The 24,845-nt window shown below is 61.2% G+C and carries 20 protein-coding genes; 7 read left to right on the forward strand and 13 right to left on the reverse strand.

Going from position 1 to position 24,845, the window contains the following annotated elements:
- Nucleotides 1-30: 30 nt before the first annotated feature.
- From prfB to PSAKL28_RS20865, 10 genes are all read right to left on the reverse strand, one after another.
- Nucleotides 31-1,126 (reverse strand): peptide chain release factor 2 gene (prfB, locus tag PSAKL28_RS27525; RefSeq protein ID WP_096335686.1). Its coding sequence is split into 2 segments (ribosomal slippage): nucleotides 31-1,053 and nucleotides 1,055-1,126, totalling 1,095 coding nucleotides; the frame shifts between segments, so codons are not numbered across the junction.
- Nucleotides 1,127-1,536: 410 nt separating this feature from the next.
- Nucleotides 1,537-1,938, reverse strand: coding sequence for a hypothetical protein (locus tag PSAKL28_RS20825; RefSeq protein WP_038614098.1), 402 nt, complete (start codon nucleotides 1,936-1,938; stop codon nucleotides 1,537-1,539).
- 1,034 nt (nucleotides 1,939-2,972) lie between these two features.
- Complete coding sequence (locus tag PSAKL28_RS20830; RefSeq protein WP_038614100.1) at nucleotides 2,973-3,977, reverse strand: response regulator; 1,005 nt, start codon at nucleotides 3,975-3,977, stop codon at nucleotides 2,973-2,975.
- Between the two features lie 51 nt (nucleotides 3,978-4,028).
- Entirely contained in the window at nucleotides 4,029-5,042 is a 1,014-nt protein-coding gene (locus tag PSAKL28_RS20835; protein ID WP_038614102.1) for a chemotaxis response regulator protein-glutamate methylesterase, read from the reverse strand.
- A complete protein-coding gene (locus PSAKL28_RS20840) occupies nucleotides 5,039-7,324 on the reverse strand; it encodes a hybrid sensor histidine kinase/response regulator (RefSeq protein WP_038614104.1) in 2,286 nt (761 codons plus the stop codon). The genes PSAKL28_RS20835 and PSAKL28_RS20840 overlap by 4 nt, the downstream gene beginning before the upstream one ends.
- Nucleotides 7,321-7,983, reverse strand: coding sequence for a chemotaxis protein CheW (locus PSAKL28_RS20845; protein ID WP_038614106.1), 663 nt, complete (start codon nucleotides 7,981-7,983; stop codon nucleotides 7,321-7,323). The genes PSAKL28_RS20840 and PSAKL28_RS20845 overlap by 4 nt, the downstream gene beginning before the upstream one ends.
- Nucleotides 7,980-9,248, reverse strand: a complete 1,269-nt coding sequence (locus tag PSAKL28_RS20850; protein ID WP_038614108.1) for a CheR family methyltransferase — start codon at nucleotides 9,246-9,248, stop codon at nucleotides 7,980-7,982. The genes PSAKL28_RS20845 and PSAKL28_RS20850 overlap by 4 nt, the downstream gene beginning before the upstream one ends.
- Nucleotides 9,245-9,781: a chemotaxis protein CheW gene (locus tag PSAKL28_RS20855; RefSeq protein WP_038614110.1), complete on the reverse strand. Its 537-nt coding sequence runs from the start codon at nucleotides 9,779-9,781 to the stop codon at nucleotides 9,245-9,247. Before PSAKL28_RS20855 ends, PSAKL28_RS20850 begins: the two co-directional genes overlap by 4 nt.
- A 7-nt stretch (nucleotides 9,782-9,788) precedes the next feature.
- Nucleotides 9,789-11,351 carry a methyl-accepting chemotaxis protein gene (locus PSAKL28_RS20860; protein ID WP_442604624.1) on the reverse strand — a complete coding sequence of 521 codons (1,563 nt, stop codon included), beginning with the start codon at nucleotides 11,349-11,351 and terminating at the stop codon, nucleotides 9,789-9,791.
- A 189-nt stretch (nucleotides 11,352-11,540) separates the two neighbouring features.
- Nucleotides 11,541-12,269: a tellurite resistance TerB family protein gene (locus PSAKL28_RS20865; RefSeq protein WP_038614114.1), complete on the reverse strand. Its 729-nt coding sequence runs from the start codon at nucleotides 12,267-12,269 to the stop codon at nucleotides 11,541-11,543.
- Nucleotides 12,270-12,484: 215 nt separating this feature from the next.
- Here PSAKL28_RS20865 and ydcS point away from each other — a divergent pair, with 215 nt between their 5' ends.
- The 6 genes from ydcS (at nucleotide 12,485) to PSAKL28_RS20895 (ending at nucleotide 19,801) form a co-directional block, all read left to right on the forward strand.
- Nucleotides 12,485-13,636, forward strand: a complete 1,152-nt coding sequence (ydcS, locus tag PSAKL28_RS20870) for a putative ABC transporter substrate-binding protein YdcS (RefSeq protein WP_038614116.1) — start codon at nucleotides 12,485-12,487, stop codon at nucleotides 13,634-13,636.
- A gap of 92 nt (nucleotides 13,637-13,728) precedes the next feature.
- The gene (locus PSAKL28_RS20875; RefSeq protein ID WP_038614118.1) at nucleotides 13,729-14,769 is read left to right on the forward strand and encodes an ABC transporter ATP-binding protein; all 1,041 of its coding nucleotides are present in this window, start codon (nucleotides 13,729-13,731) and stop codon (nucleotides 14,767-14,769) included.
- 1 nt (nucleotide 14,770) lies between these two features.
- Nucleotides 14,771-15,685, forward strand: coding sequence for an ABC transporter permease (locus PSAKL28_RS20880; RefSeq protein ID WP_038614120.1), 915 nt, complete (start codon nucleotides 14,771-14,773; stop codon nucleotides 15,683-15,685).
- Nucleotides 15,675-16,481: an ABC transporter permease gene (locus tag PSAKL28_RS20885; RefSeq protein WP_038614123.1), complete on the forward strand. Its 807-nt coding sequence runs from the start codon at nucleotides 15,675-15,677 to the stop codon at nucleotides 16,479-16,481. Before PSAKL28_RS20880 ends, PSAKL28_RS20885 begins: the two co-directional genes overlap by 11 nt.
- Before the next feature lie 19 nt (nucleotides 16,482-16,500).
- Entirely contained in the window at nucleotides 16,501-17,925 is a 1,425-nt protein-coding gene (locus PSAKL28_RS20890; protein WP_038614125.1) for a gamma-aminobutyraldehyde dehydrogenase, read from the forward strand.
- A gap of 13 nt (nucleotides 17,926-17,938) precedes the next feature.
- A complete protein-coding gene (locus PSAKL28_RS20895; RefSeq protein WP_038614128.1) occupies nucleotides 17,939-19,801 on the forward strand; it encodes an NAD(P)-binding protein in 1,863 nt (620 codons plus the stop codon).
- A 107-nt stretch (nucleotides 19,802-19,908) separates the two neighbouring features.
- Here PSAKL28_RS20895 and PSAKL28_RS20900 read toward each other — a convergent pair whose 3' ends face one another.
- The 3 genes from PSAKL28_RS20900 to PSAKL28_RS20910 all read right to left on the reverse strand — a co-directional run bounded on the left by PSAKL28_RS20900 (nucleotide 19,909) and on the right by PSAKL28_RS20910 (nucleotide 23,502).
- Nucleotides 19,909-21,015 (reverse strand): NADH:flavin oxidoreductase/NADH oxidase, encoded by a 1,107-nt coding sequence (locus PSAKL28_RS20900; RefSeq protein ID WP_038614130.1) that lies wholly within the window; start codon nucleotides 21,013-21,015, stop codon nucleotides 19,909-19,911.
- Between the two features lie 117 nt (nucleotides 21,016-21,132).
- Nucleotides 21,133-22,842 carry a single-stranded-DNA-specific exonuclease RecJ gene (gene recJ / locus PSAKL28_RS20905; RefSeq protein ID WP_038614132.1) on the reverse strand — a complete coding sequence of 570 codons (1,710 nt, stop codon included), beginning with the start codon at nucleotides 22,840-22,842 and terminating at the stop codon, nucleotides 21,133-21,135.
- A 117-nt stretch (nucleotides 22,843-22,959) separates the two neighbouring features.
- The gene (locus PSAKL28_RS20910) at nucleotides 22,960-23,502 is read right to left on the reverse strand and encodes a YaeQ family protein (RefSeq protein WP_038614134.1); all 543 of its coding nucleotides are present in this window, start codon (nucleotides 23,500-23,502) and stop codon (nucleotides 22,960-22,962) included.
- Nucleotides 23,503-23,632: 130 nt separating this feature from the next.
- Here PSAKL28_RS20910 and PSAKL28_RS20915 point away from each other — a divergent pair, with 130 nt between their 5' ends.
- Nucleotides 23,633-24,832 (forward strand): CaiB/BaiF CoA transferase family protein, encoded by a 1,200-nt coding sequence (locus tag PSAKL28_RS20915; RefSeq protein ID WP_038614137.1) that lies wholly within the window; start codon nucleotides 23,633-23,635, stop codon nucleotides 24,830-24,832.
- Nucleotides 24,833-24,845 lie beyond the last annotated feature (13 nt).

Raw genomic sequence — 24,845 nt, forward strand, 5'->3', positions numbered from 1 at the left:
GGGCAAGCCCGCTCCCACCGGGTGTCGCGGTTACAGCCCCTGTTTGAGGCTGGCTTCCAGGTATTCGTCGATATCACCGTCGAGCACCTTGTCGCAGTCGCTGCGCTCGATGTTGGTGCGCAGGTCCTTGATCCGCGAGGCGTCGAGCACGTACGAACGGATCTGGTGACCCCAGCCGATGTCCGACTTGCTGTCTTCCAGGGCCTGGGACGCCGCGTTGCGCTTCTGCATTTCCAGCTCGTACAACTTGGCCCGCAGCATTTTCATCGCGGTGTCTTTGTTGGCGTGCTGGGAGCGTTCGTTCTGGCAGCTGACCACGGTGTTGGTCGGTACGTGGGTGATACGCACCGCCGAGTCGGTGGTGTTTACGTGCTGACCACCGGCGCCCGAGGAGCGGTAGGTGTCGATACGCAGGTCCGACGGGTTGATCTCGATTTCCACTTTGTCGTCGATCTCGGGGGACACGAACACCGCCGAGAACGAGGTGTGGCGACGAGCGCCGGAGTCGAACGGACTCTTGCGCACCAGGCGGTGCACGCCGATCTCGGTACGCAGCCAGCCAAAGGCGTACTCGCCCTTGATGTGCACGGTGGCGCCTTTGATGCCGGCGACTTCACCCTCGGACAGCTCCATGATGGTGGCGTCGAAGCCACGCTTGGCGGCCCAGCGCAGGTACATGCGCAGGAGGATGTTGGCCCAGTCCTGGGCTTCGGTGCCGCCGGAACCGGCCTGGATGTCCAGGTAGGCGTTATTCATGTCCATCTCGCCGCTGAACATGCGACGGAACTCGAGCTTGGCCAGGGATTCTTCCAGGCCTTCGAGCATCTCGACGACATCGTTGACGGCGCTTTCGTCGCCCTCTTCAACGGCCATGTCGAGCAGCTCGCGCGAGTCGGTCAGACCGCTGGCCATCTCGTCCAGGGTCTCGACGATCTGTGCCAGCGCCGAGCGCTCACGGCCCAGTTCCTGGGCGTACTCAGGTTTGTTCCAGACGTTCGGGTCTTCGAGTTCGCGGTTGACTTCGATCAGGCGCTCATGCTTTTGATCGTAGTCAAAGATACCCCCGAATGGACTCGGAGCGCTCGGTCAGGTCCTTGATGGTGTTCAGGATCGGTTGGATTTCCATGGGCGGGCAGCTCTCGTGCGTAATCGGTAGAAAAGCCGGGGAGTATAACCGAGTCTGCGGTGCTGCTCCCAGCCCCACCTATCATATCGCTACGTCTCGGTGCGCGCCCAAGGTGACAGTCGCTAACCTGAAAGTTCTACCAGCGCCATGGTCCTGGCCGTTTAATCATAGAGCGAATGAATACCTCCGGGCTGTAGTTGTTTGAATCGGCTTTGACCTGGAACGGTGCTGTAAAGCGAATGGGCTGAGCTGAAACGGTGACGCTGATAATATGGACTGTATCTGTACGCCAGTACCGATACAGCCCACTTCACTGGAGTGCATGTTGTCAGTCAATGAACTCGGCATCGGCAAAGCTCATCTACTTCATCAGCCCCCTCAACAGGGTGGGCTTGGACATTTTGTCAAAATCAAGAAGCCTTCTCCGGGGAGGTGGATACGTAATTAATCCTCCAGATCTCAGACTCCAGCTGGTTTCTATAACTCGATTTCATCTTATACAAGTAGCTGCCGAGTATAGGGGCACCGAAGCTAGATGTTACGCTCCAGTTTCCGTCTTTTCCAACCTTAAAGGCCCCACTGCTGAATTCAGGCTCCCCGCCACCAGCATCGGCCAGCCCCCAGAAGAGGTGCATCAGCATGTTCGCCGTGCCCGTCCCCTTCAGAGTTATTCCACGGCTGGAGGTGCTGCCATTATTAGGAATCGAATTACCCTCAAGATCCACGACCGATTCAATGACCGGCACAACCTCCGGTACTTGAGCGATAGATAAGGCGGAGCTGTCGTTTGGTAGCTGTTTTTTGTCTGACATTGTGTAGTCCCTTAGCAAGTGATGGCGCAGCCCGGAGTATTGAACACCTCCCTGATCGACTCCGCTACTAGCAAAAATATCAGGTACGCCCGAATGAAATGCACCAGGACTCGGAGCGCTCGGTCAGGTCCTTGATGGTGTTCAGGATCGGTTGGATTTCCATGGGCGGGCAGCTCTCGTGCGTAATCGGTAGAAAAGCCGGAGAGTACAACCGAGTCTGTAGTGCTGGTCCCAGCCCCTCCTGTCATATCGCTAAGTCTCGGTACGCACCTAAGGCGACTACCGCTGACCTGACATTTCCACCAATCCCATGGCCCTGTCCGTTTAATCATAGAGCAAATAAATACCTATCATTTTTGCCAGTTGCGCAGGTTATACCAATGCATTTATCTATTCATGCAGAACTTACCAAACCTGCACATCCACAATTTTTAAAGAATGAGACCACACCATGACATCCAAGCAAACTCAGAAAGACATCGACGAAGCAGAGTGCACTCCACGCAAACCCATTGGCACGTTCACAATCAAGCAAGAAAAAAAGGCACCATCAGCCTTAAAGATCTAGGCACTTTCAACTCGGTCGATGTTGCTTATGATTACCCTGGACTCGACTGTGACGACCAAGAAGGCCTGAGCAACATTCTTTGCGTGTTGTTGATTGGCGATAGCTCATACGGGACAAGCGTGAGCGTTGACCCACAAAACAACATTAACGGTAACGTACCTTTTTACCCTACCCCCCAAACATTGGAGAGCTGTTAACCGTTCAAGTAAAAATTTATGCCGCTTATAACGACAGGGACGTTGTGTTATCAGACCCGCGACGCCAAGTAAAAGTAATCGCCTGATAACTTGCAGATCGGTGAGGTAGACTGTATCGGCCTGGCGTGCAGATATAGCCCACACTCTCAACCTCACTGGTTCATCTCACTCCAATTGCTTTTACAACGCCGCCCCAAGTCAAGGTCGATTCAAACGACTTCACTCCAGAGGGACGACAGTGCACGGCAAATGGGTAGCCAGGAGGGACTTCAAGCGATCCCGACCTGATTCCTCCCGCTGTTCTTGGCCAGGTACAGTCCTTTGTCCGCCGCCGAGATCAGCTGCCGGCAATGACTGCCGATGCCCGGTGTGAGAGTGGCCAGGCCAATGCTCACAGTCAGGCAGGAGTTGGCGACCGGCAAATCGTGGGCGATGTTCATCGCAACCACGCTCTGGCGCAGCTTCTCCGCCACCAGGCGCGCCCCGCCCGGCGAGGTGTTCGGGAGCACCAGAGCGAACTCTTCGCCGCCATAACGGGCAGGCAGGTCACTGGGGCGGGCACAGGAGCCACGAATGGCTTCGGCGACCTTGCGCAACGCCTCGTCGCCGGCCAGATGTCCGAAGGTATCGTTGAATGCCTTAAAGTAGTCAACATCGATCATCAGCAGCGATAGCTGGGCCTGCTCACGCATCGCCCGACGCCATTCCAGTTCCAGATACTCATCGAAATGACGGCGGTTCGACAGCCCGGTCAGGCCGTCGGAGTTCATCAGGCGTTGCAACACCAGATTGGTGTCGAGCAGCTGCTGCTGGCTGACGCGCAGGGCACGGTAGGCCTCATCGCGTTGCAGCAAGGTCAGGTAGGAACGCGAGTGGTAGCGAATGCGTGCTACCAGCTCGATGGTATCCGGCAGCTTGACCAGGTAATCGTTGGCGCCCGCTGCAAAGGCCGCGCTCTTGACCAGCGGGTCTTCCTTGGTCGACAGGACGATGATCGGAATGTCCCGGGTTGCCGGGTTGTTACGGTACTCGCGCACCAGCGTCAAACCATCGAGGCCGGGCATGATCAGGTCTTGCAGGATCACTGTCGGCTTGATCCGCACCGCCTGGGCCACGGCCTGATGGGGATCGGCACAGAAGTGAAAATCGATGTTCTCTTCATAAGCCAGACCACGGCGCACCGCTTCACCGATCATGGCTTGATCGTCGACCAACAGGACCATTGCCGAGTTTTCATTGGTGGTCGGGAAACCGTCGAGCGGTAAATCATTCATGCGCTGTCACCTGGTCACTGCCGACTGGCCGGCGTGGCACAATACATATCGTCATTTTGGAAATATTTCCATTAATCGCGCAGCGATCCGTTCCAGCGGGCGAATCTCCATCGCCGCGTCGATCGCGACTGCGGCCTTGGGCATGCCATAGACGGCGCTGCTGTGTTGGTCCTGAGCAATGGTCAGGAAGTTCTGCTGGCGCATCAGCTTCAGGCCCTGGGCGCCATCGCGTCCCATGCCGGTCAGCAACACGCCAACCGCGTCACCTCGCCAGTAACGGGCCACGCTTTCAAAAAATACGTCGATCGAAGGCCGGTAGATCTCGTTTACCGGCTCGGCGGTGTAGGCCAGGGTGCCGTTCTTGAGCAGGCGGATGTGGTGATTGGTGCCTGCCAGCAACACCTGCCCGGGCTGCGGCGGCTCGCCTTCACGGGCCAGGCGCACCGGTAAGCCCGAAGCACTGCTGAGCCATTCGGCCATGCCCGCGGCGAACACCTGGTCAACGTGCTGAACCAGCACGATGGCGGCGGGAAACGCCTGCGGCAAGCCTTTGAGCAAGACTTCCAGGGCCGCCGGCCCACCCGCTGATGAGCCGATGGCCACCAGCCCCTGCCGTTGCGCCGCTTCACGCAAAGGCGCAGCCATTGGCCGCGGCGTGTTGCTGCGCTGCTGGCCGATCAACCAGCCGATATTGAGGATCTTGCGCAACAGCGGTGCGGCTGCTTCCTTGGGATCGCCAGCGCCCAGGGCCGGGGTATCGACCACATCCAGCGCGCCATGGCCCATGGCTTCGAACACCCGGTGGACATTCTGCTGGCGGTCCACGGTGACAATCACGATGGCGCAGGGTGTCTCGGCCATGATCCGCCGGGTCGCCTCGACGCCATCCATGACCGGCATGATCAGATCCATCAGGATCAGGTCCGGCGTCTGTTCGGCGCACAGCTTCACCGCCTCCGCGCCATTGCTGGCGACCCAGACCACCTGGTGCATGGGTTCGAACGCCAACGCCCGGCGCAGCGCCTCCACGGCCATGGGCATGTCGTTGACGATAGCGATCTTCATCCCTGGGCTCCCCCGATCAACTCAACCACGGCATCAAGCAAGGCGTCATCGTGGAAACTGGCCTTGGCCAAATAGTAGTCGGCTCCAGCGTCCAGTCCACGGCGGCGATCTTCTTCCCGGTCCTTGTAGGAGACCACCATCACCGGCAACGTCTGCAGACGGCTGTCACGACGCAACAAGGTGACCAGCTCGATGCCATCCATTCGCGGCATGTCGATGTCGGTGATCAGCAGGTCGAAATCCTCGCTGCGCAAGGCGTTCCAACCGTCCATGCCATCGACTGCGACCGCCACCTCATAGCCACGGTTGCTCAGCAGCTTGCGCTGCAACTCGCGTACGGTCAGCGAGTCATCGACCACCAGGATGCGCTTGCGCGTCGCCTCGCGGGTAGTACGCTGACCACGCTCGATTCGCTCAAGGCGACCGGTGCTCAAGAGCTTATCGACCGATCGCAACAAGTCTTCAACGTCGATGATCAGCACAACGCTGCCATCATCAAGCAGGGCACCCGATGAAATATCCTGAATCTTGCCCAGCCGCGCGTCGAGCGGCATCACCACCAGCACCCGCTCGCCTACCAGACGCTCGACCGCCACACCGTAGAGCATCTCGCGCTCGCGGATGACCACCACTTTGATCGTTTGCCCGTCGGTCTGGCTCGGCGGGCGATTGAGCAATTGACTGGCCGCGACCAGGCCGATATGCCGGCCTTCATGCCAGAAATGCTGGCGTCCCTCAATCTGCACGATGGCTTCGGTCGGCAGCTCCAGGGTGCGTTCTATGTGCGCCAGGGGGAAGGCATAAGCCTCGGCAGCGACCTCGACCACCAGGCTGCGCACCACCGACAGGGTCAGCGGCACTTCCAGGTGGAAACTGCTGCCCTGGCCACTGGTCTGGCTCAACACGATCGAGCCGCGCAGTTGACGGACCATATGCTGCACCGCGTCCAGACCAACGCCACGCCCGGAAACTTCGGTGACCTGGTCACGCAGGCTGAAGCCTGGCAGGAACAGGAAGGTCAGCAGCTCCGCTTCGCTCATCTGCGCCACGGTTTCGGCCGGCGACAGCTGGCGCTCGATAATGCTCTGGCGCAAGCGCTGCAAATCCACGCCAGCACCGTCATCGCTAAGCTCAAGCACCAGCAGGCCAGCCTGATGCGATGCACGCAAGCGGATATGCCCTTCCTGCGATTTGCCGGCCAGCAGCCGTCGCTCAGGCAGCTCGATGCCGTGGTCGACAGCATTGCGCAGCAAGTGGGTCAGCGGTGCTTCAAGTTTTTCCAGGACATCGCGATCTACCTGGGTCTTTTCGCCTTCGATCTCCAGGCGCACCTGTTTGCCCAGCGAGCGCCCCAGGTCGCGGACCATCCGGCTTTGCCCGGTGAGCACATCGGCAAAGGGCCGCATGCGGCAGGCCAGGGCGGTGTCATAAAGCAATTGCGCGCGCTGACTGGCCTGCCAACCGAACTCATCGAGATCGGCGGCCTGTTGCAGCAGAAGCTGCTGGGTTTGTCCCAGCAGTTGCTGGGCCTGAGCCAGGGCTTCCTGAACTTCCGCGCTCTGGCCGCTGGCTTGCAGCTGGTTTTTCAGACCATCGAGGGCACGAACGCTTTGGCTGTGCATGCGCTTGAGGCGCTGCAAGGTGGCCAGATACGGCTTGAAACGCTGGGTTTCGACCAGCGCCTTGCTCGACAGGTCGAGCAGGCTGTTCAAGCGTTCGGCGGTAACCCGCAGGATCCGCTCGCCACCTTCAGCGGCGCGCTTGCCCTTGCGCTGGACAGGAGCCTCGGGTTCGGCGTCGGCTTGTACCGGCTCGATCAGCGCTTCAGCCATCACCGGCTCAGGCTCAACCCTTGGCATCGGCACAGGCGGCGCGCTCATCGTCGCTGTAGCTGCCGGGTCCAGCAGTCCCGCCATCTGCACGAGAAATGCCTGTACCGCAGGTTCAATGGCCGCATCGCCTGGGGTGGCGATTCGCATCAGCAGGTCGGTACCTTGCAACAAGGCATCGATATGTTCCGCCCGCAGCAACAAGCGGCCTTCCTGTGCACCGACCAGGCAGTCTTCCATGACATGGGCAACGCTGACCCCGGCATCGACGCCAACAATCCGCGCTGCGCCCTTGAGCGAATGAGCCGCGCGCATGCAGGCTTCCAGTTGATCGGCCTGGGTCGGATTGCGCTCCAGCGCCAGCAGGCCGGCACTGAGCACCTGGGTCTGGGCCTCGGCCTCCAGGCTGAACAGTTCGAGCAACGAAGCATCGCGCATTTGCTCTGGGGTCATGAAAGGCTCCGGTTCACAGCAGACAGCACTTGTTCTTCATCCAGCACCCGTACACTGCGCCCACGCCACTGCAGCACGGCGGCGGTAAAGCGCGTTTCGCCCTGGTCATGCACCAGGCGCTCGGGGTCCAGGCCGTGAATACCATCCACTTCATCCACCCGCACCACCACCGAACCACCGGCGGCAGCAATGATCAGCATGCGCGGCATGACCCGCGCCGATGTGCTGGCTGTGCCGAGTACGTCCAGATCCAGCAGGTCGGTCAGTGACAGACAGGGCACCAGTGCGCCACGCACGTTGACGACGCCCTGCAAGGCCCGTGAACGTTGGTGAGGCAACGAATGTACCGGTTGCAACGGCGCGACCTCGACCAGGCAACGGGTCGCCAGCGCCAGCCACTCCTCCCCCAGACGGAACAGGAGCATTGAACGACCGCCGCCCTCTTCCTGCACCTGCGCCTGCTCATGGGCATCCTGAGACAGCGAGTAACGGTCCAGCAGACGCGTTGCGGCGCGGGCATAGACATCGCAATTACGGCAGTGGATATGTTCGGCCAGCAACGGACAGCTCTTGTCACCGCGCACACCGATCCGGTTCCAGCAGTCATCAATGCTGGCGGCATCCGCAGCAACCACTTGCACCTGTTGCTCTCCCCTCATTGTTCAGACTCCCGGTCAGCCCGTCGTGCAGCGCGCTCCTGCAGGCGGCGGGCGCCAGCGACATCACCCTGGGACGCCAGCAGGGCCGCCAGGTGCGCCAAGGCGTCAGCATGCTGCGGATCGAGGTACAACGCCTTGCGGTAATGGCTGAGCGCTTCGCCGGTGTCGCCCGCGATATCACTGAGCAAACCCAGCCAGTAGAACACCTGGGCATGCGGCGGATAATGCTGCAGATAACGCGCGCACGCCGCCTGGGCTTCAGCGCTGCTACCGGCATTGGCCAAGCGGGCAATCTGCGCCAGCAATTCAGCATTGCTTTCTGATACCGCGGGCCCGATCGGTGTTGGCGCGGCAATGATATTGAACTTGCGCGGTGGCGCCGCCACTGGCGATGGACGCGATAAAGGGCCGGGTGCTGCAGAGAGTGGCGCCATCGTCAGCGGTTTGCTGTTGAGCACAGGTTCGCTTTCAGCCTGGCGCACATAGGCAAAGGACTGAGCGATACCCAACGGGCGCATGCCCATCCGCGCCAGCAGGCTGCCCTCGGCCGGGCCGATGAACAGTACGCCTTGCTCATGGATCAGACGCTTGAGCACTTCGAACACCCGTTGCTGGGTTGGCAGATCGAAATAGATCAGCAGATTGCGGCAGAACACAAAGTCATAACTGCCCGCCTGGGCCTTCAATGCCGGATCAAGCACATTCCCCACCTGCAACTTGACCTGCTGGCGCACACGCTCATGAACGATGTGGCCGTCGTCGCTTTCGTCAAAATGCCGCTGGCGAAACTCAAGGTGCGAACCACGAAAGGAATTGCGCCCATACAGCCCTTGCTCGGCCCGGTTGATCGACAGGGGGCTGATGTCCATGCCATCGACCCGGAACGAGTTCCCGGCAATGCCGGCGTCAAGCAAGGTCATGGCGATGGAATAAGGCTCTTCACCGGTGGAGCACGGCAGGCTGAGGATACGCAGCGGCCGCGCCCCGGCCAGCTCGGCCAGACGCTTGCTGGCCAGGCCCGCCAGCGCCGTGAACGATTCTGGATATCGAAAGAACCAGGTTTCCGGAACAATCACCGCTTCGATAAGCGCCTGTTGCTCCGCTGTCGATTGCTGCAAGCGCAACCAGTAGTCATCCAGGTCGTAGGCCCCCAGTGCGGAGCAACGCTGGCGTAACGCACGCTCGACCATCGGCGCGCCGACCGAGGCGACGTCCAGGCCGATGCGCTCCTGCAAGAAACGGAAAAAACGCTGCTGGTTGCTCATTGTGGCTCCTGACGCTCACTTGCCTGTTGCTCAGGCAAGGGATACAGCAGCGCCCGTACTGAGTCGCTGAGCAGGTCCTGCACACTGATGCGTTGCACCAGCCCATGGGCGTCTTCGCGCACTGGCCCAAGGTAAGGTGCCTGCTGATTGTCCAGACCGTAGGGCTGAAACGCTTCGGGCAGGCAACGCAAGGTGTCGGTGGCCTGCTCAAGGATCAAACCCAGCAACAGTCCTGGCCGTAGCGGTTCAACCCGGTAGTGCACCAGCACCAGCCGGGTGCTGGTACGCACCGGTGCCGGCAGGCCGAAACTCAAGGCGCCGACGTCGATCACCGGCACCAGCGCACCGCGATGCGCCAGCACTCCGGCCACCCAGTCCGGTGTCTGCGCGATAGGTTTGAGCGGCAGGCGCGGCAACACTTCGACAACCTCATGGGCGTCGAGAGCAAAGCGCTGCTCACCGATTCTGAACAACAGGTGCAAGGTCCCGTGAGCGCTTGCGTCCTGGCTGCTGCGGGGCTGAAGGTCGCTCATCGGCAGGTCAGACTTTGAACCGCGATACACCGCCACGCAGGCCGCTCGCCACCTGACTCAACTCATCGATGGCAAAACTGGCCTGGCGCAGCGATTCCACGGTCTGGCTGCTGGCATCGCCCAGTTGCGCCAGGGCGTGGTTGATCTGCTCGGCACCGGTGGCCTGGGCCTGCATCCCCTCATTGACCATCAGCACCCGCGGCGCCAGGGCCTGGACCTGATGGATGATCTGGCTCAGTTGCTCACCGACCTGCTGCACTTCGAACATGCCACGGCGCACTTCTTCAGAGAACTTGTCCATGCCCATGACCCCGGCCGACACTGCCGACTGGATCTCGCGGACCATCTGTTCGATGTCATAGGTGGCCACCGCGGTCTGGTCGGCCAGACGCCGCACTTCAGTCGCCACCACGGCAAAGCCGCGGCCATATTCGCCGGCCTTTTCCGCCTCGATGGCGGCATTGAGCGAAAGCAGGTTGGTCTGGTCGGCGACCTTGACGATCGTCACCACCACCTGATTGATGTTGCCCGCCTTCTCGTTGAGGATCGCCAGCTTGTTGTTGACCAGGTCGGCTGCGCCCATCACCTGATGCATGGTCTCTTCCATGCGCGCCAGACCTTGCTGGCCGGAGCCGGCGAGGATCGACGCCTGGTCGGCGGCCGAAGTGACTTCGGTCATGGTCCGTACCAGATCACGGGAGGTAGCTGCGATTTCCCGCGAGGTGGCGCCGATTTCCGTGGTGGTGGCGGCGGTTTCGGTGGCAGTCGCCTGCTGTTGCTTGGAGGTGGCGGCGATCTCGGTCACCGATGTGGTCACCTGCACCGAAGAGCGCTGGGCCTGGGACACCAGGTTGGTCAGCTCGCCCATCATGTCGTTGAAACCGGTTTCCACTGCGCCAAACTCGTCCTTGCGATCGAGGTTCATGCGCACACTGAGGTCACCGCTACTGAGTTTGTCCAGAGCATGCACGATACGTTGCATGGGCGCGGTGATGGCACGCATCAGCAGCAAGCCACAAATAGCAGCGGCAATAATCGCCAGAACCAGGGAAATGATCATGCTGACCTTGGCCGTGATCACCGCACCGACGATCGAGTCGGCCGCCTCTTCGGCCGAATGCCGGTTGCGCTCGATCACACTGTTCAGGTGTTTGCGGCCAGTAACCCAGGCCGGAGTCAGTACGTCGCCAATCAATTGCTGGGCTTGGGCGTAGTCCTTGCGGACATAGGCTTCAAGCACCCTATCGATAGCCTTGGTGTAGACATCTTCGAGGCGGCCGAACTCTTCGAAGTTGGCTTGGTCGTCGGGATTCTGGATAGTCGCCTGATAGCTGGCCATGTGCTGCTTGAGGCGATCTTCAAAGTCCTTGTACTGCGCCTTGTCGGATGCCGTGAGCTCGCGCTGCCCGCTCAGACCCACCAGTTGCTGGGTCAACACATAACTGTCGACCCAGGCACTGCGGATCATCGAACTGTAGTAAACCCCGGGAATACTGTCGGTCCGCACCGCTTCCTCATCGGACTCGATGGTCACCAGGCGCGAATAGGCCGCCACCACCATCAACAGCATGATGGCGATAATCACGGCGAAGCTCGCCAGGATCCGTTGGCGCAAGGTCCAGTTTTTCACAGTCAGCCCTCAAGTGTTCTACGCGAGCAGAAAAATGGGCAGAGTATAGCCCAGGCACTATGGGCTTTTGCGGCTGACTTTCAGACTGGATCGACGCAAATTGGCATCATCCTGGCCACTGGCCCGTAATCATTGACCGATGGCTTGTTTCACCTGATTTTCCAGCTCGACTTTCAACGCCGGATCGAGCTTGAGCTGACGGGCCAGTTCGTCCAGATAGGCCCGCTCCATGAAATGCTCCTCGTCAACCAGCATGACGCTGGCGATGTACATCTCGGCGGCCATTTCCGGCGTGCGGGCAGCGCGCGCCACATCGGCCGGGTCCAGCGGTTTGTTGAGCTCTGCATGCAGCCAGTGCTGCAGTTCCTGATCGTTGGAGAGCTTGACGAACTCGCCCTCGATCAACGCCCGTTCGCGCTCGTCGACGTGGCCATCGGACTTGGCCGCCGCCACCAGGGCCTTGAGGATTGCCTGGCTGTGCTGTTCGACCTGGGCAGGTGGCAGGCGATCGAGGGTCTGCGGTTCAGCTGGCGCCGTGGCGCCCTGTTTGGCCTGCCAATTACCGTAGGCCTTGTACGCCAGTACGCCAAGCGCTGCCAAGCCACCGTAGGTCAGGGCTTTACCGCCGTATTTGCGCGCTTTTTTACTGCCCATCAACAGGCCCATGGCCCCGGCAGCCAGGGCTCCGCCACCGGCACCGGAGAGCAGACTGCCAAGGCCACCGCCGCTTTTGCCACCGAGCAGGTCGCCAAGCCCGCCAGTTGCGCCGGCTTTACCGGCAGCACTTTTGCCAGCCTGGTTTTGCAGCAGGTCCTGACCGGATTTGAGCAGTTGATCGAGCAAGCCACGGGTGTTCATCGGGCACCTCCAAGGACGGTAAATAAACCCCAAGAGTACTGCCGCAAGCTGAAGCCTGGCTGAATGCATTTGCGTCCAGATGTTGCCCAACAAGTAAAAAAACGACATGGCTATTCGAGCAACTGGAATAGATCCGAATATCAGCACTACGCTTAATGCGATATGCCAGCGCTTTCATGACTGCCCCGACCATAATTTGAACAAGAGGGAACACCATGCTCGTGAACAAGATTGCCCTGCTCAGCAGCCTGAGCACCGCCCTGCTGGCCAGCGCCAGCCTGCAGGCCGCTGAACCGCTGAAAGCTGTAGGCGCCGGCGAAGGCCAGCTGGATATCGTTGCCTGGCCCGGCTACATCGAGCGCGGTGAAAGTGACAAGGCCTACGACTGGGTCAGCGGTTTCGAGAAGGAAACCGGTTGCAAGGTCAGCGTCAAGACCGCCGCCACGTCCGATGAAATGGTCAGTTTGATGACCAAGGGCGGTTACGACCTGGTCACTGCCTCAGGAGACGCCTCGCTGCGCCTGGTCGCCGGCAAGCGCGTGCAACCGATCAATACTGCGCTGATCCCGAACTGGAAAAACCTCGACCCGCGGCTCAAGGACGGCGCCTGGTATGTGGTCAACAACCAGGTGTACGGCACCCCTTACCAGTGGGGCCCCAACGTATTGCTGTACAACACCAATGTATTCAAGGAAGCACCCACCAGCTGGGGCGTGGTCTTCGAGCCGCAGAACCTGCCGGACGGCAAGCCGAACAAAGGACGGGTACAGGCTTACGACGGGCCGATCTACATTGCCGACGCGGCGCTGTACCTGAAATCGGCGAAGCCGGAGCTGGGTATCCAGAACCCCTACGAACTCAACGAAACCCAGTACAAGGCGGTGCTGGAACTGCTGCGTCAGCAACAGCCGCTGATCCATCGCTACTGGCATGACGCGACTGTGCAGATGAGCGATGTGAAAAACGAGGGCGTGGTCGCTTCCAGCTCCTGGGGCTATATGGTCAACACCCTGAAGGCCGACAAACAGCCAGTGTCGTCGACCATTCCCAAGGAAGGTGCCACCGGCTGGGCCGATACCACCATGCTGCATGCCGAGGCCAAGCACCCCAACTGTGCCTATAAATGGATGGACTGGTCGCTGCAACCCAAGGTCCAGGGCGACGTGGCGGCCTGGTTCGGCTCGCTGCCGGCGGTACCGGCAGCCTGTACCGGCAGCGAGTTGCTCGGCGCCGATGGCTGCAAGACCAATGGCTTCGACAACTTCGACAAGATCGCCTTCTGGAAAACCCCGCAGGCCGAGGGTGGCAAGTTCGTGCCATATAGCCGCTGGACTCAGGATTACATTGCAATCATGGGTGGCCGTTAGGTCCTCTTCGCGGGGCAAGCCCGCTCCCACAGCCCTCCACGGTGGGAGCGGGCTTGCCCCGCGATCTAGCTTAAAGACCGGGAGCACCGCACATGACCCTTGCAGTCCAGTTCACCGATGTTTCCCGCAGTTTTGGCGAGGTCAAGGCCGTAGACCGGGTGTCAATCGACATCCATGACGGCGAATTTTTCTCCATGCTCGGCCCCTCGGGTTCAGGCAAAACCACCTGCCTGCGCCTGATTGCCGGCTTCGAGCAACCCAGCGCCGGTTCCATCCGTATCCACGGTGCCGAAGCGGCCGGGTTGCCGCCGTATCAGCGCGACGTCAACACGGTATTCCAGGACTACGCCCTGTTCCCGCACATGAATGTGCTCGATAACGTCGCTTATGGCCTGAAAGTCAAAGGTGTGGGCAAACAGGAACGCCTGACCCGCGCCGAAGAAGCCCTGAGCATGGTCGCCCTGGGCGGTTACGGACAGCGCAAGCCGGCGCAACTGTCCGGCGGTCAGCGTCAGCGTGTGGCCCTGGCCCGCGCCCTGGTCAATCGCCCGCGTGTGCTGCTGCTCGACGAACCCCTGGGCGCACTGGATCTGAAGCTGCGCGAACAGATGCAGGGCGAGCTGAAAAAACTGCAGCGCCAGCTGGGCATCACCTTCATTTTCGTCACCCACGACCAGACCGAAGCACTGTCGATGTCCGATCGGGTCGCAGTGTTCAATCGCGGCCGCATTGAGCAGGTCGACACGCCGCGCAATCTTTACATGAAGCCAGCCACCACGTTTGTTGCCGAGTTCGTCGGTACCTCCAACGTACTGCGCGGTGAATTGGCGGCGCAGTTGAACGGCAGCCAGTTGCCCTTCTCGATTCGTCCGGAACACATTCGCCTGGGCGAGCAACCTGCCACCAGCGATGAAGTCCAGGTCAGCGGCCTGCTGCACGATATCCAGTACCAGGGCAGCGCCACCCGCTACGAGCTGAAGCTCGACAATGGCCAGCTGCTCTGTGTCAGCCAGGCCAACAATCAATGGCAGCAGCAGGCCACGCCCTGGCAGACCGGCCAACGCCTGCAGGCCCGCTGGGCACGGGAAGCGATGACCTCACTGCAGGAAACCGTATTGAACGGGGGCCAGTAAGATGAGCCTGGCCCTGCGACGCTTCTCCAACCTGCTCTACCGGCGCCCCAATCTTTATCTGGCGCTATTGCTGGTACCCCCCCTGATCTGGTTCGGGGCGATCTATCTCGGTTCGTTGCTGAGCCTGCTCTGGCAGGGCTTCTACACTTTCGACGATTTCACCATGGCGGTGACCCCGGAATTGACCCTGGCCAATTTCGCCGCCCTGTTCAATCCGTCGAACTTCGACATCATCCTGCGCACGCTGGGCATGGCCATTGCCGTATCGATCGCCAGCGCCACCCTGGCGTTTCCGATCGCCTACTACATGGCCCGCTACACCAGCGGCAAGACCAAGGCCTTCTTCTACATCGCGGTGATGATGCCGATGTGGGCCAGCTATATCGTCAAAGCCTATGCCTGGACCCTGCTGCTGGCCAAAGGCGGCGTGGCTCAATGGTTCGTCCAGCAGCTCAGCCTGGAACCTGTGCTGCAGTTCATTCTCGGCATTCCCGGGGTCGGCGGCAGCACCCTGTCGACCTCGCACCTGGGGCGCTTTCTGGTGTTTGTCTACATCTGGCTGCCGTTCATGATCCTGCCCATCCAGGCCGCGCTGGAGCGCTTGCCGCCATCGCTGCTGCAAGCTTCGGCGGACCTCGGCGCCAAGCCCCGGCAAACCTTCATGCAGGTGATCCTGCCGCTCTCGGTGCCGGGCATCGCCGCCGGCTCGATCTTCACCTTCTCGCTGACCCTGGGCGACTTCATCGTGCCGCAGCTGGTTGGCCCTCCTGGCTACTTCATTGGCAGCATGGTCTACGCCCAGCAAGGCGCGATCGGCAACATGCCGATGGCCGCAGCCTTCACCCTGGTGCCGATCGTGCTGATCGCCATCTACCTGTCCATGGTCAAACGCCTGGGGGCTTTCGATGCACTCTGAACAAGCGTCCTGGGGCCTGCGCCTGGCGGCCTGGGGTGGGTTGGTGTTCCTGCACTTCCCGATCCTGATCATCTTTCTGTATGCCTTCAACACCCAGGATGCGGCGTTCAGCTTCCCGCCCCAGGGCTTTACCCTGAAGTGGTTCAGCGTGGCGTTTTCCCGGCCCGATGTACTCGAAGCGATCAAACTGTCGGCGCAGGTCGCCTGCCTGGCCACGCTGATCGCCCTGGTGCTGGGCACCCTGGCGTCGGCAGCGCTGTACCGACGCAGCTTCTTCGGCAAGGAAAGCATCTCGCTGATGCTGATCCTGCCGATTGCGCTGCCTGGGATCATCACCGGTATCGCCCTGCTTTCAGCGTTCAAGACTCTGGGCATCGAGCCTGGCGTATTCACCATCGTCGTTGGCCACGCGACGTTCTGCGTGGTGATCGTCTACAACAACGTCATCGCCCGCCTGCGCCGCACTTCCCACAGCCTGGTCGAAGCCTCGATGGACCTCGGTGCCGACGGCTGGCAGACCTTCCGTTACATCATCCTGCCCAACCTCGGCTCGGCCCTGTTGGCAGGCGGCATGCTGGCCTTCGCCCTGTCGTTCGATGAAATCATCGTCACCACCTTTACCGCCGGCCACGAACGCACCCTGCCGATCTGGTTGCTCAACCAGCTCAGCCGGCCGCGTGATGTACCGGTGACCAATGTGGTCGCCATGCTGGTGATGCTGGTGACCATGCTGCCGATCCTCGGCGCCTATTACCTGACCCGCGGCGGCGAAAGCGTTGCCGGCAGCGGCAAATAACATTAGGAGGAGGTAAATCATGCAAACCCGACTGCTGATCAATGGCCAACTGGTTGCTGGCGAAGGTAACGCGCTGGCGGTACTCAACCCGGCGCTGGGCAGCGTGCTGGTGGAGATCAACGAAGCCAGTGAGTCCCAGGTCGATGCCGCCGTGCGTGCCGCCGACCGTGCCTTCGAAAGCTGGTCGCAGACCACACCCAAGGAACGTTCGCTGCTGTTGCTGAAACTGGCGGACAGCATCGAAGCGCATGGCAAGGAACTGGCCCGGCTGGAGTCGGACAACTGTGGCAAACCCTATGCGGCGGCGCTCAACGACGAGATCCCGGCAATTGCCGATGTGTTTCGCTTCTTCGCCGGTGCCAGCCGTTGCCCGGGCGGCTCGGCCGCCGGCGAATACCTGCCGGGGCATACCTCGATGATCCGCCGCGACCCGCTTGGTGTAGTCGCCTCCATCGCCCCGTGGAACTACCCGTTGATGATGGTCGCCTGGAAGATCGCCCCGGCCCTGGCCGCTGGCAACACCGTGGTGCTCAAACCTTCGGAACAGACACCCCTCACCGCCCTGCGCCTGGCGCAACTGGCCGCCGAGCTGTTTCCCGCCGGCGTGCTGAATATCCTCTTTGGCCGTGGACCGAGTGTCGGCACGCCGCTGGTCACCCACCCGAAAGTGCGCATGGTGTCACTGACCGGTTCCATCGCCACCGGCGCCAATATCATCGCCAGCACCGCCGACAGCGTGAAGCGCATGCACATGGAGTTGGGCGGCAAGGCTCCGGTGATCATTTTCGACGATGCCGATATCGATGCCGCCGTCGAAGGCATCCGCACCTTCGGCTTCTACAACGCAGGCCAGGACTGCACCGCCGCCTGCCGCATCTATGCCCAGAGCGGCATCTACGAGCAGTTCGTGGAGAAACTCGGCAAGGCTGTGGCCAGTATCAAGCACGGCCTGCAGAACGACCCGACCACCGAACTGGGCCCACTGATTACCGCCCAGCACCGTGACCGGGTGGCGGCGATGGTCGAACGGGCCATCGCCCAGCCGCATATTCGCCTGATCACCGGTGGCAAGGCGGTGGCCGGTGACGGCTTCTTCTTTGAGCCCACGGTGCTGGCCGATGCGCAACAGGATGACGAAATCGTCCGCCGCGAAGTGTTCGGGCCGGTGGTTTCAGTGACCCGTTTCGACGACGAGGCTCAAGCCCTGGCCTGGGCCAATGACTCGGACTACGGTCTGGCCTCCTCGCTCTGGACCGCTGATGTCGGCCGCGCCCACCGCGTCTCGGCGCGCCTGCAGTACGGCTGTACCTGGGTAAACACGCACTTTATGCTGGTCAGCGAAATGCCCCACGGCGGCCAGAAACTCTCTGGCTATGGCAAGGATATGTCCGTGTACGGGCTGGAAGACTACACCTGCATCCGGCATGTGATGTTCAAACACTAAGGTAAGGAAACCCATGGAAATAACCCGTCGCGACTTCATCAATGGCGTCGCTATCGGCATCGCAGCGGGGCTGACCCGCCTGCAACTGCTGCAAGCGGCCGAAAGCGGGCGCTACTACCCGCCAGCGTTGACCGGCCTGCGTGGCAGCCATGTCGGCGCCTTTGAAGTCGTACACCAGATGGGCTGGGAGAAAAAGAGCTTCGCCACCGACGCCTTGCCGATCAAAGAGGAATACGACCTGGTGGTGGTCGGTGGTGGCATCAGCGGGCTGGCGGCGGCGTTTTTCTATCGGGAAAAGCACCCGGAGGCGAAAATCCTCATCCTCGAAAACCACGACGACTTTGGCGGTCACGCCAAGCGCAACGAGTTCAGTGCTGGTGGGCGGATGATTATCGGCTACGGCGGTAGCGAAGCCTTCCAGTCCCCCAAGCACCTGTACAGCGCCGAGGTCAACGGCCTGCTGAAAAAGCTCGGGGTGGATATCAAGCGGTTTGAAACGGCCTTCGATCGCAGTTTCTACCCAGGCCTGGGCCTGTCGCGCGGCGTGTTCTTCGATAAAGAAACCTTCGGCGAAGACAAACTGGTGACCGGCGACCCGACCCCCATGGTCGCCGACGACATTGCCCCCGGGCAGCTCAATGCCCGCTCGATCCGCGACTTCATCAACGATTTCCCCCTGCCCGAAAGCGACCGCAAGGCCTTGATCGACCTGCACGAAGCCCCCAGGGATTACCTGGCAGGCAAGTCACTGGAAGACAAGACCGCCTACCTGGAACGCACCAGCTACCGCGACTTCCTGCTCAAGGACGTCGGCCTGTCGCCCACCGCGGTGAAGTACTTCCAGGGCCGCACCAACGACTTCATGGCCCTGAGCATCGATACTGTGGCCGCTGCGGATGCCTACTACGTCGGTTTTCCCGGTTTTAGCACGATGAATCTGGAGCCGATCAGCGAAGAAGCCCAGGCGGAAATGGAAGAGCCCTACATCTATCACTTTCCCGATGGCAACGCCTCGCTGGCACGCCTGCTGGTGCGCAGCCTGATTCCGCCGGTGGCACAGGGCAAGGACATGGAAGACATCGTCCTGGCCGACTTCGACTACAGCCAGCTCGACCGCGGCGGGCAGCCGGTGCGCCTGCGCTTGAACAGCACTGCAGTCAGCGTGCGCAACCACAAGGGCGCGGTGAACATCGGCTACAGCCGCGGCGGACAATTGGCTCAGGTCCGCGGCAAGCACTGCGTTCTGGCTTGCTACAACATGATGATCCCGTACCTGCTGCGCGACCTGTCGGCCGAGCAGGCGCTTGCCCTGAGCCAGAATGTGAAGTTTCCGCTGGTGTACACCAAGGTCATCGTGCGCAACTGGCAGGCTTTCCAGAAGCTTGGCGTGCATGAAATCTACGCCGCCACGCAACCCTATAGCCGGATCAAACTGGACTACCCGGTAAGCATGGGTGGCTACGAACATCCACGCGACCCGGCACAGCCTATCGGCCTGCACATGGTCTACGTACCGACCAGCCCTGATAGCGGCATGAACAGCCGTGACCAGGCGCGCGCCGGACGCGGGCGGCTATATGGCACGCCATTTGAAACGCTGGAAAGCCAGTTGCGTGAACAGCTGCAGCGCATGCTCGGGCCTGGCGGTTTCGACCACAACCAGGACATCCTGGCGATCACCGTCAATCGTTGGCCGCATGGTTATGCCTGCTTTACCAACACCCTGTACGACGATCCTGATCAGACCGAACAGTGGATGGAACTGGCACGCAAACCTGTGGGCAAAGTCAGCATTGCCAACTCCGATGCGGCCTGGAGTGCGTATGCGCATGCGGCGATTGATGAGGCATGGCGGGCTGTTGGAGAGCTGACCTGATTCAGTTGTAGGAGCGGATTCATCCGCGATGGCCTGCGCAGCAGGCCCATCTACGGGGCCGCTGCGCGCCCCATCGCGGATGAATCCGCTCCTACAGAGGGGCCGTATCAATCACGTAAATCCGACTCATGAATCGGCTGTTCACGACTGGTCGCTCGCTGGTACTGAGCCGGCCAGGTTGCCTTGTTGCCGCCCAGGTCATCATCGGCGTGCAGCGGCCAATAGGGATCACGCAACAGTTCGCGCGCCAGGAAGATGATATCGGCCTGCGCGGTACGCAAGATGGTTTCAGCCTGCATCGGGTCAGTAATCATCCCGACCGTCCCGGTGGCAATCCCCGACTCTTCGCGCACCTTGGCGGCAAACTGTGTCTGGTACCCAGGCCCGGTAGGAATCTCGGCGTTCACCGACGTGCCGCCGGAGGACACATCGATCAGGTCCACACCCAATTTACGCAAGCGCTTGGCCAACTCCACCGTTTCATCCGGGTTCCAGCCATCTTCAACCCAGTCGGTAGCCGATAGCCGCACGAACACCGGCAACTCCTCCGGCCAGACTTCCCGCACCGCCTCAGTCACCTGCAAGGTCAGGCGAATGCGATTTTCGAAATTGCTGCCGTATTCATCACGTCGCTGGTTGCTCAACGGCGACAGAAACTGATGCAGCAGATAGCCATGCGCCGCATGCACTTCAACCACCTTGAAACCTGCTGTCAATGCACGCTGCGCGGCGTCGACGAAGGCCTGGATCACTTCATCGATCTGCGCTTTGCTCATCTCGACAGGCGCGGTGTGCTGCGGATCGAAGGCGATTTTTGACGGACCGATCGGTACCCAGCCGCCGTCTGCGGGCTTGACGCTGCCCTGCTTGCCCAGCCAGGGCCGATAGGTACTGGCCTTGCGTCCGGCATGCGCCAGTTGAATGCCGGGAACGGCACCCTGGGCAATGATGAAACGGGTAATACGCTGCAGTGGCGGGATCTGCGCGTCATCCCACAGCCCGAGATCCTGGGCGGTGATGCGTCCGTCGGCAGTAACCGCCGTAGCCTCGGTGAAGATTAGCCCGGCACCGCCCACCGCGCGGCTGCCCAGGTGGACCAGGTGCCAGTCATTGGCCAGGCCATCGACACTGGAGTATTGGCACATGGGAGAAACGGCAATACGGTTGGGCAGGGTCAGGTGGCGCAGGGTATAGGGTGCAAGCAGCAGACTCATGGGGCACCTCTCAAATCAAGTGGTAAGGCTCCAGATGGTTGACCGGCCGACCACAGAATCTTCCCCGCAGGTTCTTCGACCAATCATTCTGAGCCTAGACCACTTTGCCCCTTGAGTTCAGCGCGGCTCGATATGCGCGATCATCAACTGCACACTTTCCTGACCGCGGAACTCGTTGACGTCGAGCTTGTACGCCAGCTCGACCCAACGCACCGTCGGGTTGGGCCAGACCTCACGATCGACGCCAAAGGCGATGCCATCGAGCTTGACCGAGCCGCATTCGCTCTTGAGCACCACTTTCAGGTGCCGCTCGCCCACCACCCGTTGTTCGACCAACTGGAACACCCCGTGAAACAGCGGCTCGGGGAAGTGCTGGCCCCACGGCCCGGCGTGACGCAGGGCACGCGCCAGTTCCAGGTGAAACTCTTCGACCGCCAAACTGCCATCGGAGAGCAGGCGACCGGTCAAGTCGTCTTCGCGCAACTGCCTACGCACTTCTTCATCAAAAGCCTGGGCAAACGCCGGGAAGTTGTCGACAGGCAAGGACAGGCCGGCAGCCATGGCATGGCCACCGAACTTGCTGATCAGTTGCGGATGCTGTGCCGCCACGGCATCCAGGGCGTCGCGAATGTGAAAGCCCGGCACCGAACGGGCCGAGCCCTTGAGCATGCCTTCGCCCGCATCAGCAAAGGCGATGGTAGGCCGGTGGTAACGCTCCTTAAGGCGTGAGGCAAGGATACCGATCACCCCCTGGTGCCAGTCCGGCTCGAACAGGCATAGGCCGAACGGCATCGACTCCAGGGGCAGATCCTTGAGCTGGGCCAGGGCTTCACGCTGCATACCCTGCTCGATCGACTTGCGGTCCTGGTTCAGCTCATCCAGTTGCCCGGCCATCTCCCGTGCCAGGTTGGGGTCGTCACTGAGCAGGCATTCGATGCCCAGGCTCATGTCGTCCAGACGACCGGCGGCGTTCAGGCGCGGGCCGAGGATGAAGCCGAGGTCGGTGGAGGTGGTGCGTGCATGATCGCGCCGCGCCACCTCAAGGATGGCCTTGAGCCCGGGCCGGGCCCGCCCTGCCCTGATCCGCTCAAGGCCTTGATGTACGAGGATGCGGTTGTTGGCGTCCAGGGGCACGACGTCAGCAACACTGCCCAGGGCGACCAGATCGAGCAGTTCGCCGATATTCGGTTGCGGTGCGTTGTCGTAGTGCCCGAGGCTGCGCAAGCGTGCGCGCAAGGCCATCAGCACGTAGAAAATCACCCCGACCCCGGCCAGCGCCTTGCTCGGAAACTCGCAGCCGGGCTGGTTGGGATTGACGATGGCATCGGCTGCCGGCAGTTCATGACCTGGCAGGTGGTGATCGGTGACCAGCACCTTAAGCCCGGCAGCTTTGGCTGCGGCCACACCTTCTACGCTGGAAATGCCGTTGTCCACGGTAATCAACAGTTGCGGCTGGCGTTCCAAGGCAACCTGAACGATTTCCGGGGTCAGGCCGTAACCATATTCGAAACGATTGGGCACCAGATAATCGACATGCGCCGCCCCCAACAGACGCAGACCCAATACCCCTACAGTGCTGGCGGTCGCGCCATCGGCATCGAAGTCGCCAACGATCAGGATGCGCTGGCGCTGGGCCAGGGCCTCGACCAGCAGGTCTACCGCCGCGTCGATACCTTTGAGCTGCTGGTAAGGCAGCAGGCGTGCCAGGCTTTTGTCCAGTTCCGCCGCACTGTGCACACCACGGGCGGCGTACAAGCGGGTCAGCAACGGTGGCAGGTCGCCAAGGAACGGCAAGGTGTCCGGCAGGGGGCGTGGTTCGATACGCATGGGGCGGTCAGGGTTTCTCTAGGGGTAAGTGGAGAACAGCGCATCGCGGGGCAAGCCCGCTCCCACAGGGGTGTCCACGGTGGGAGCGGGCTTGCCCCGCGAAATCCAGGTCAGATGTCAGCCGCGCTCGCCGAGCAGCCACTGTAGCTGCACTTCATGCTGACCGCGGTCATCAGTGACGAAGATCGTGCCTTCACTGATCATCACGTCCCACTTGATCGCACGCGGCATGTCGGTGGCCAGGGTTTCAAGCACTTCCTGCGGTACGGCAGCGATGTTCAGGTTCTTGAGGTTCTTGACCGCCGGGACAACCTTGTTCTCCCATACGCGCAGGCTGCCATAGGCCAGCAGGCTGGTGCGCTCGGTGCGGCGCGAGCACCAGGTCAGGCGTTCGGCGTCCGGTTGACCGACTTCAATCCAGTGCAGGATGCGGTCGTCCAGGCTTTTTTCCCATAGGGCAGCTTCGTCCACATCCGACAGACCCCGACCAAAGCTCAGTTGCTCGTTGTACCACAGGGCGTAGGCCAGCAGCCTTACGGCCATGCGCTCCTCGGTTTCCGAAGGGTGACGGGCGATGGTCTGCTTGACGCTTTCGTACACGCCGCGGTCGAGATCGGTGAGGTTCAGTTCAAACTTGTAGGTGGTGGAAGGCTGGGCCATGGACGGGCTTCTTGCGGCAAGGAAAGTCGCCCAGTCTAACCGATCCGCATGTTCCTTGCGCCGCGGCAGTATCTGGGCGCGCCCAGCTATGATAAAAACGGGGGCTCTGCCCAGCTGCTACGGATGCCTCATGCCTACGCCCAGCAAACCCCTCGCCGGCCTCAAAGTCATCGAACTCGGCACCTTGATCGCCGGCCCGTTTGCCTCGCGCATCTGCGCCGAATTCGGTGCCCAGGTGATCAAGGTCGAGTCGCCCGATGGCGGCGACCCGCTGCGCAAATGGCGCAAGCTGTACGAGGGCACGTCGCTGTGGTGGTTCGTCCAGGCCCGCAACAAACAGTCGCTGACCCTCAACCTCAAGCATGCCGAAGGCATCGAGATCCTGAAAAAGCTGCTGGCCGACGCCGACATTCTTATCGAGAACTTCCGTCCCGGTGTGCTGGAAAAACTCGGCCTGGGCTGGGACACCTTGCACAGCCTCAACCCGAAGCTGGTCATGGTGCGCTTGTCCGGCTTCGGCCAGACCGGGCCGATGAAGGATCAGCCGGGCTTTGGCGCAGTCGGTGAATCGATGGGCGGGCTGCGTTACATCACCGGCTTCGAGGATCGTCCACCGGTACGCACCGGCATTTCCATCGGCGATTCCATTGCCGCGCTCTGGGGTGTGATCGGCGCCTTGATGGCTTTGCGTCATCGCGAAGTCAATGGCGGTGCGGGCCAAGTGGTGGATGTCGCCTTGTACGAGGCAATTTTCGCAATGATGGAGAGCATGGTGCCCGAGTTCGACGTGTTCGGCTTCATTCGTGAACGTACCGGCAACATCATGCCCGGCATCACCCCTTCCTCGATTCACACCAGCGCCGATGGCAAGCATGTACAGATCGGCGCTAACGGCGATGCGATCTTCAAACGCTTCATGCAGGCCATCGGTCGCCAGGACCTGGCCGATGATCCAGCGCTGGCCAGCAACGATGGCCGCGATCTGCGCCGCGACGAGCTGTACGCGGTCATCGACCGCTGGGCCCGCAGTGTGCCGCTGGATACACTGATGCAGGTGCTCAACGTTGCCCAGGTCCCGGCGAGCCGCATCTTCAGTGCCGAAGACATGTTCAGCGACCCGCAGTTTCTGGCCCGCGAGATGTTCCTGCAAGCCAAACTCCCCGACGGCAAGCCGTTCAAGATGCCCGGGATCGTGCCCAAGCTGTCGGAAACGCCAGGCTCCAGCGAATGGGTCGGACCAGAACTGGGTGCGCATACCGAGCAATTGCTGGGTGAGCTGGGTTACGACGCACCGGACATTGCCCGCCTGCGCGCGCAGGGCGCGGTGTAAAGCATCGCCTCTA

It is taken from the genome of Pseudomonas alkylphenolica, assembly GCF_000746525.1.
Lineage (GTDB): Bacteria > Pseudomonadota > Gammaproteobacteria > Pseudomonadales > Pseudomonadaceae > Aquipseudomonas > Aquipseudomonas alkylphenolica.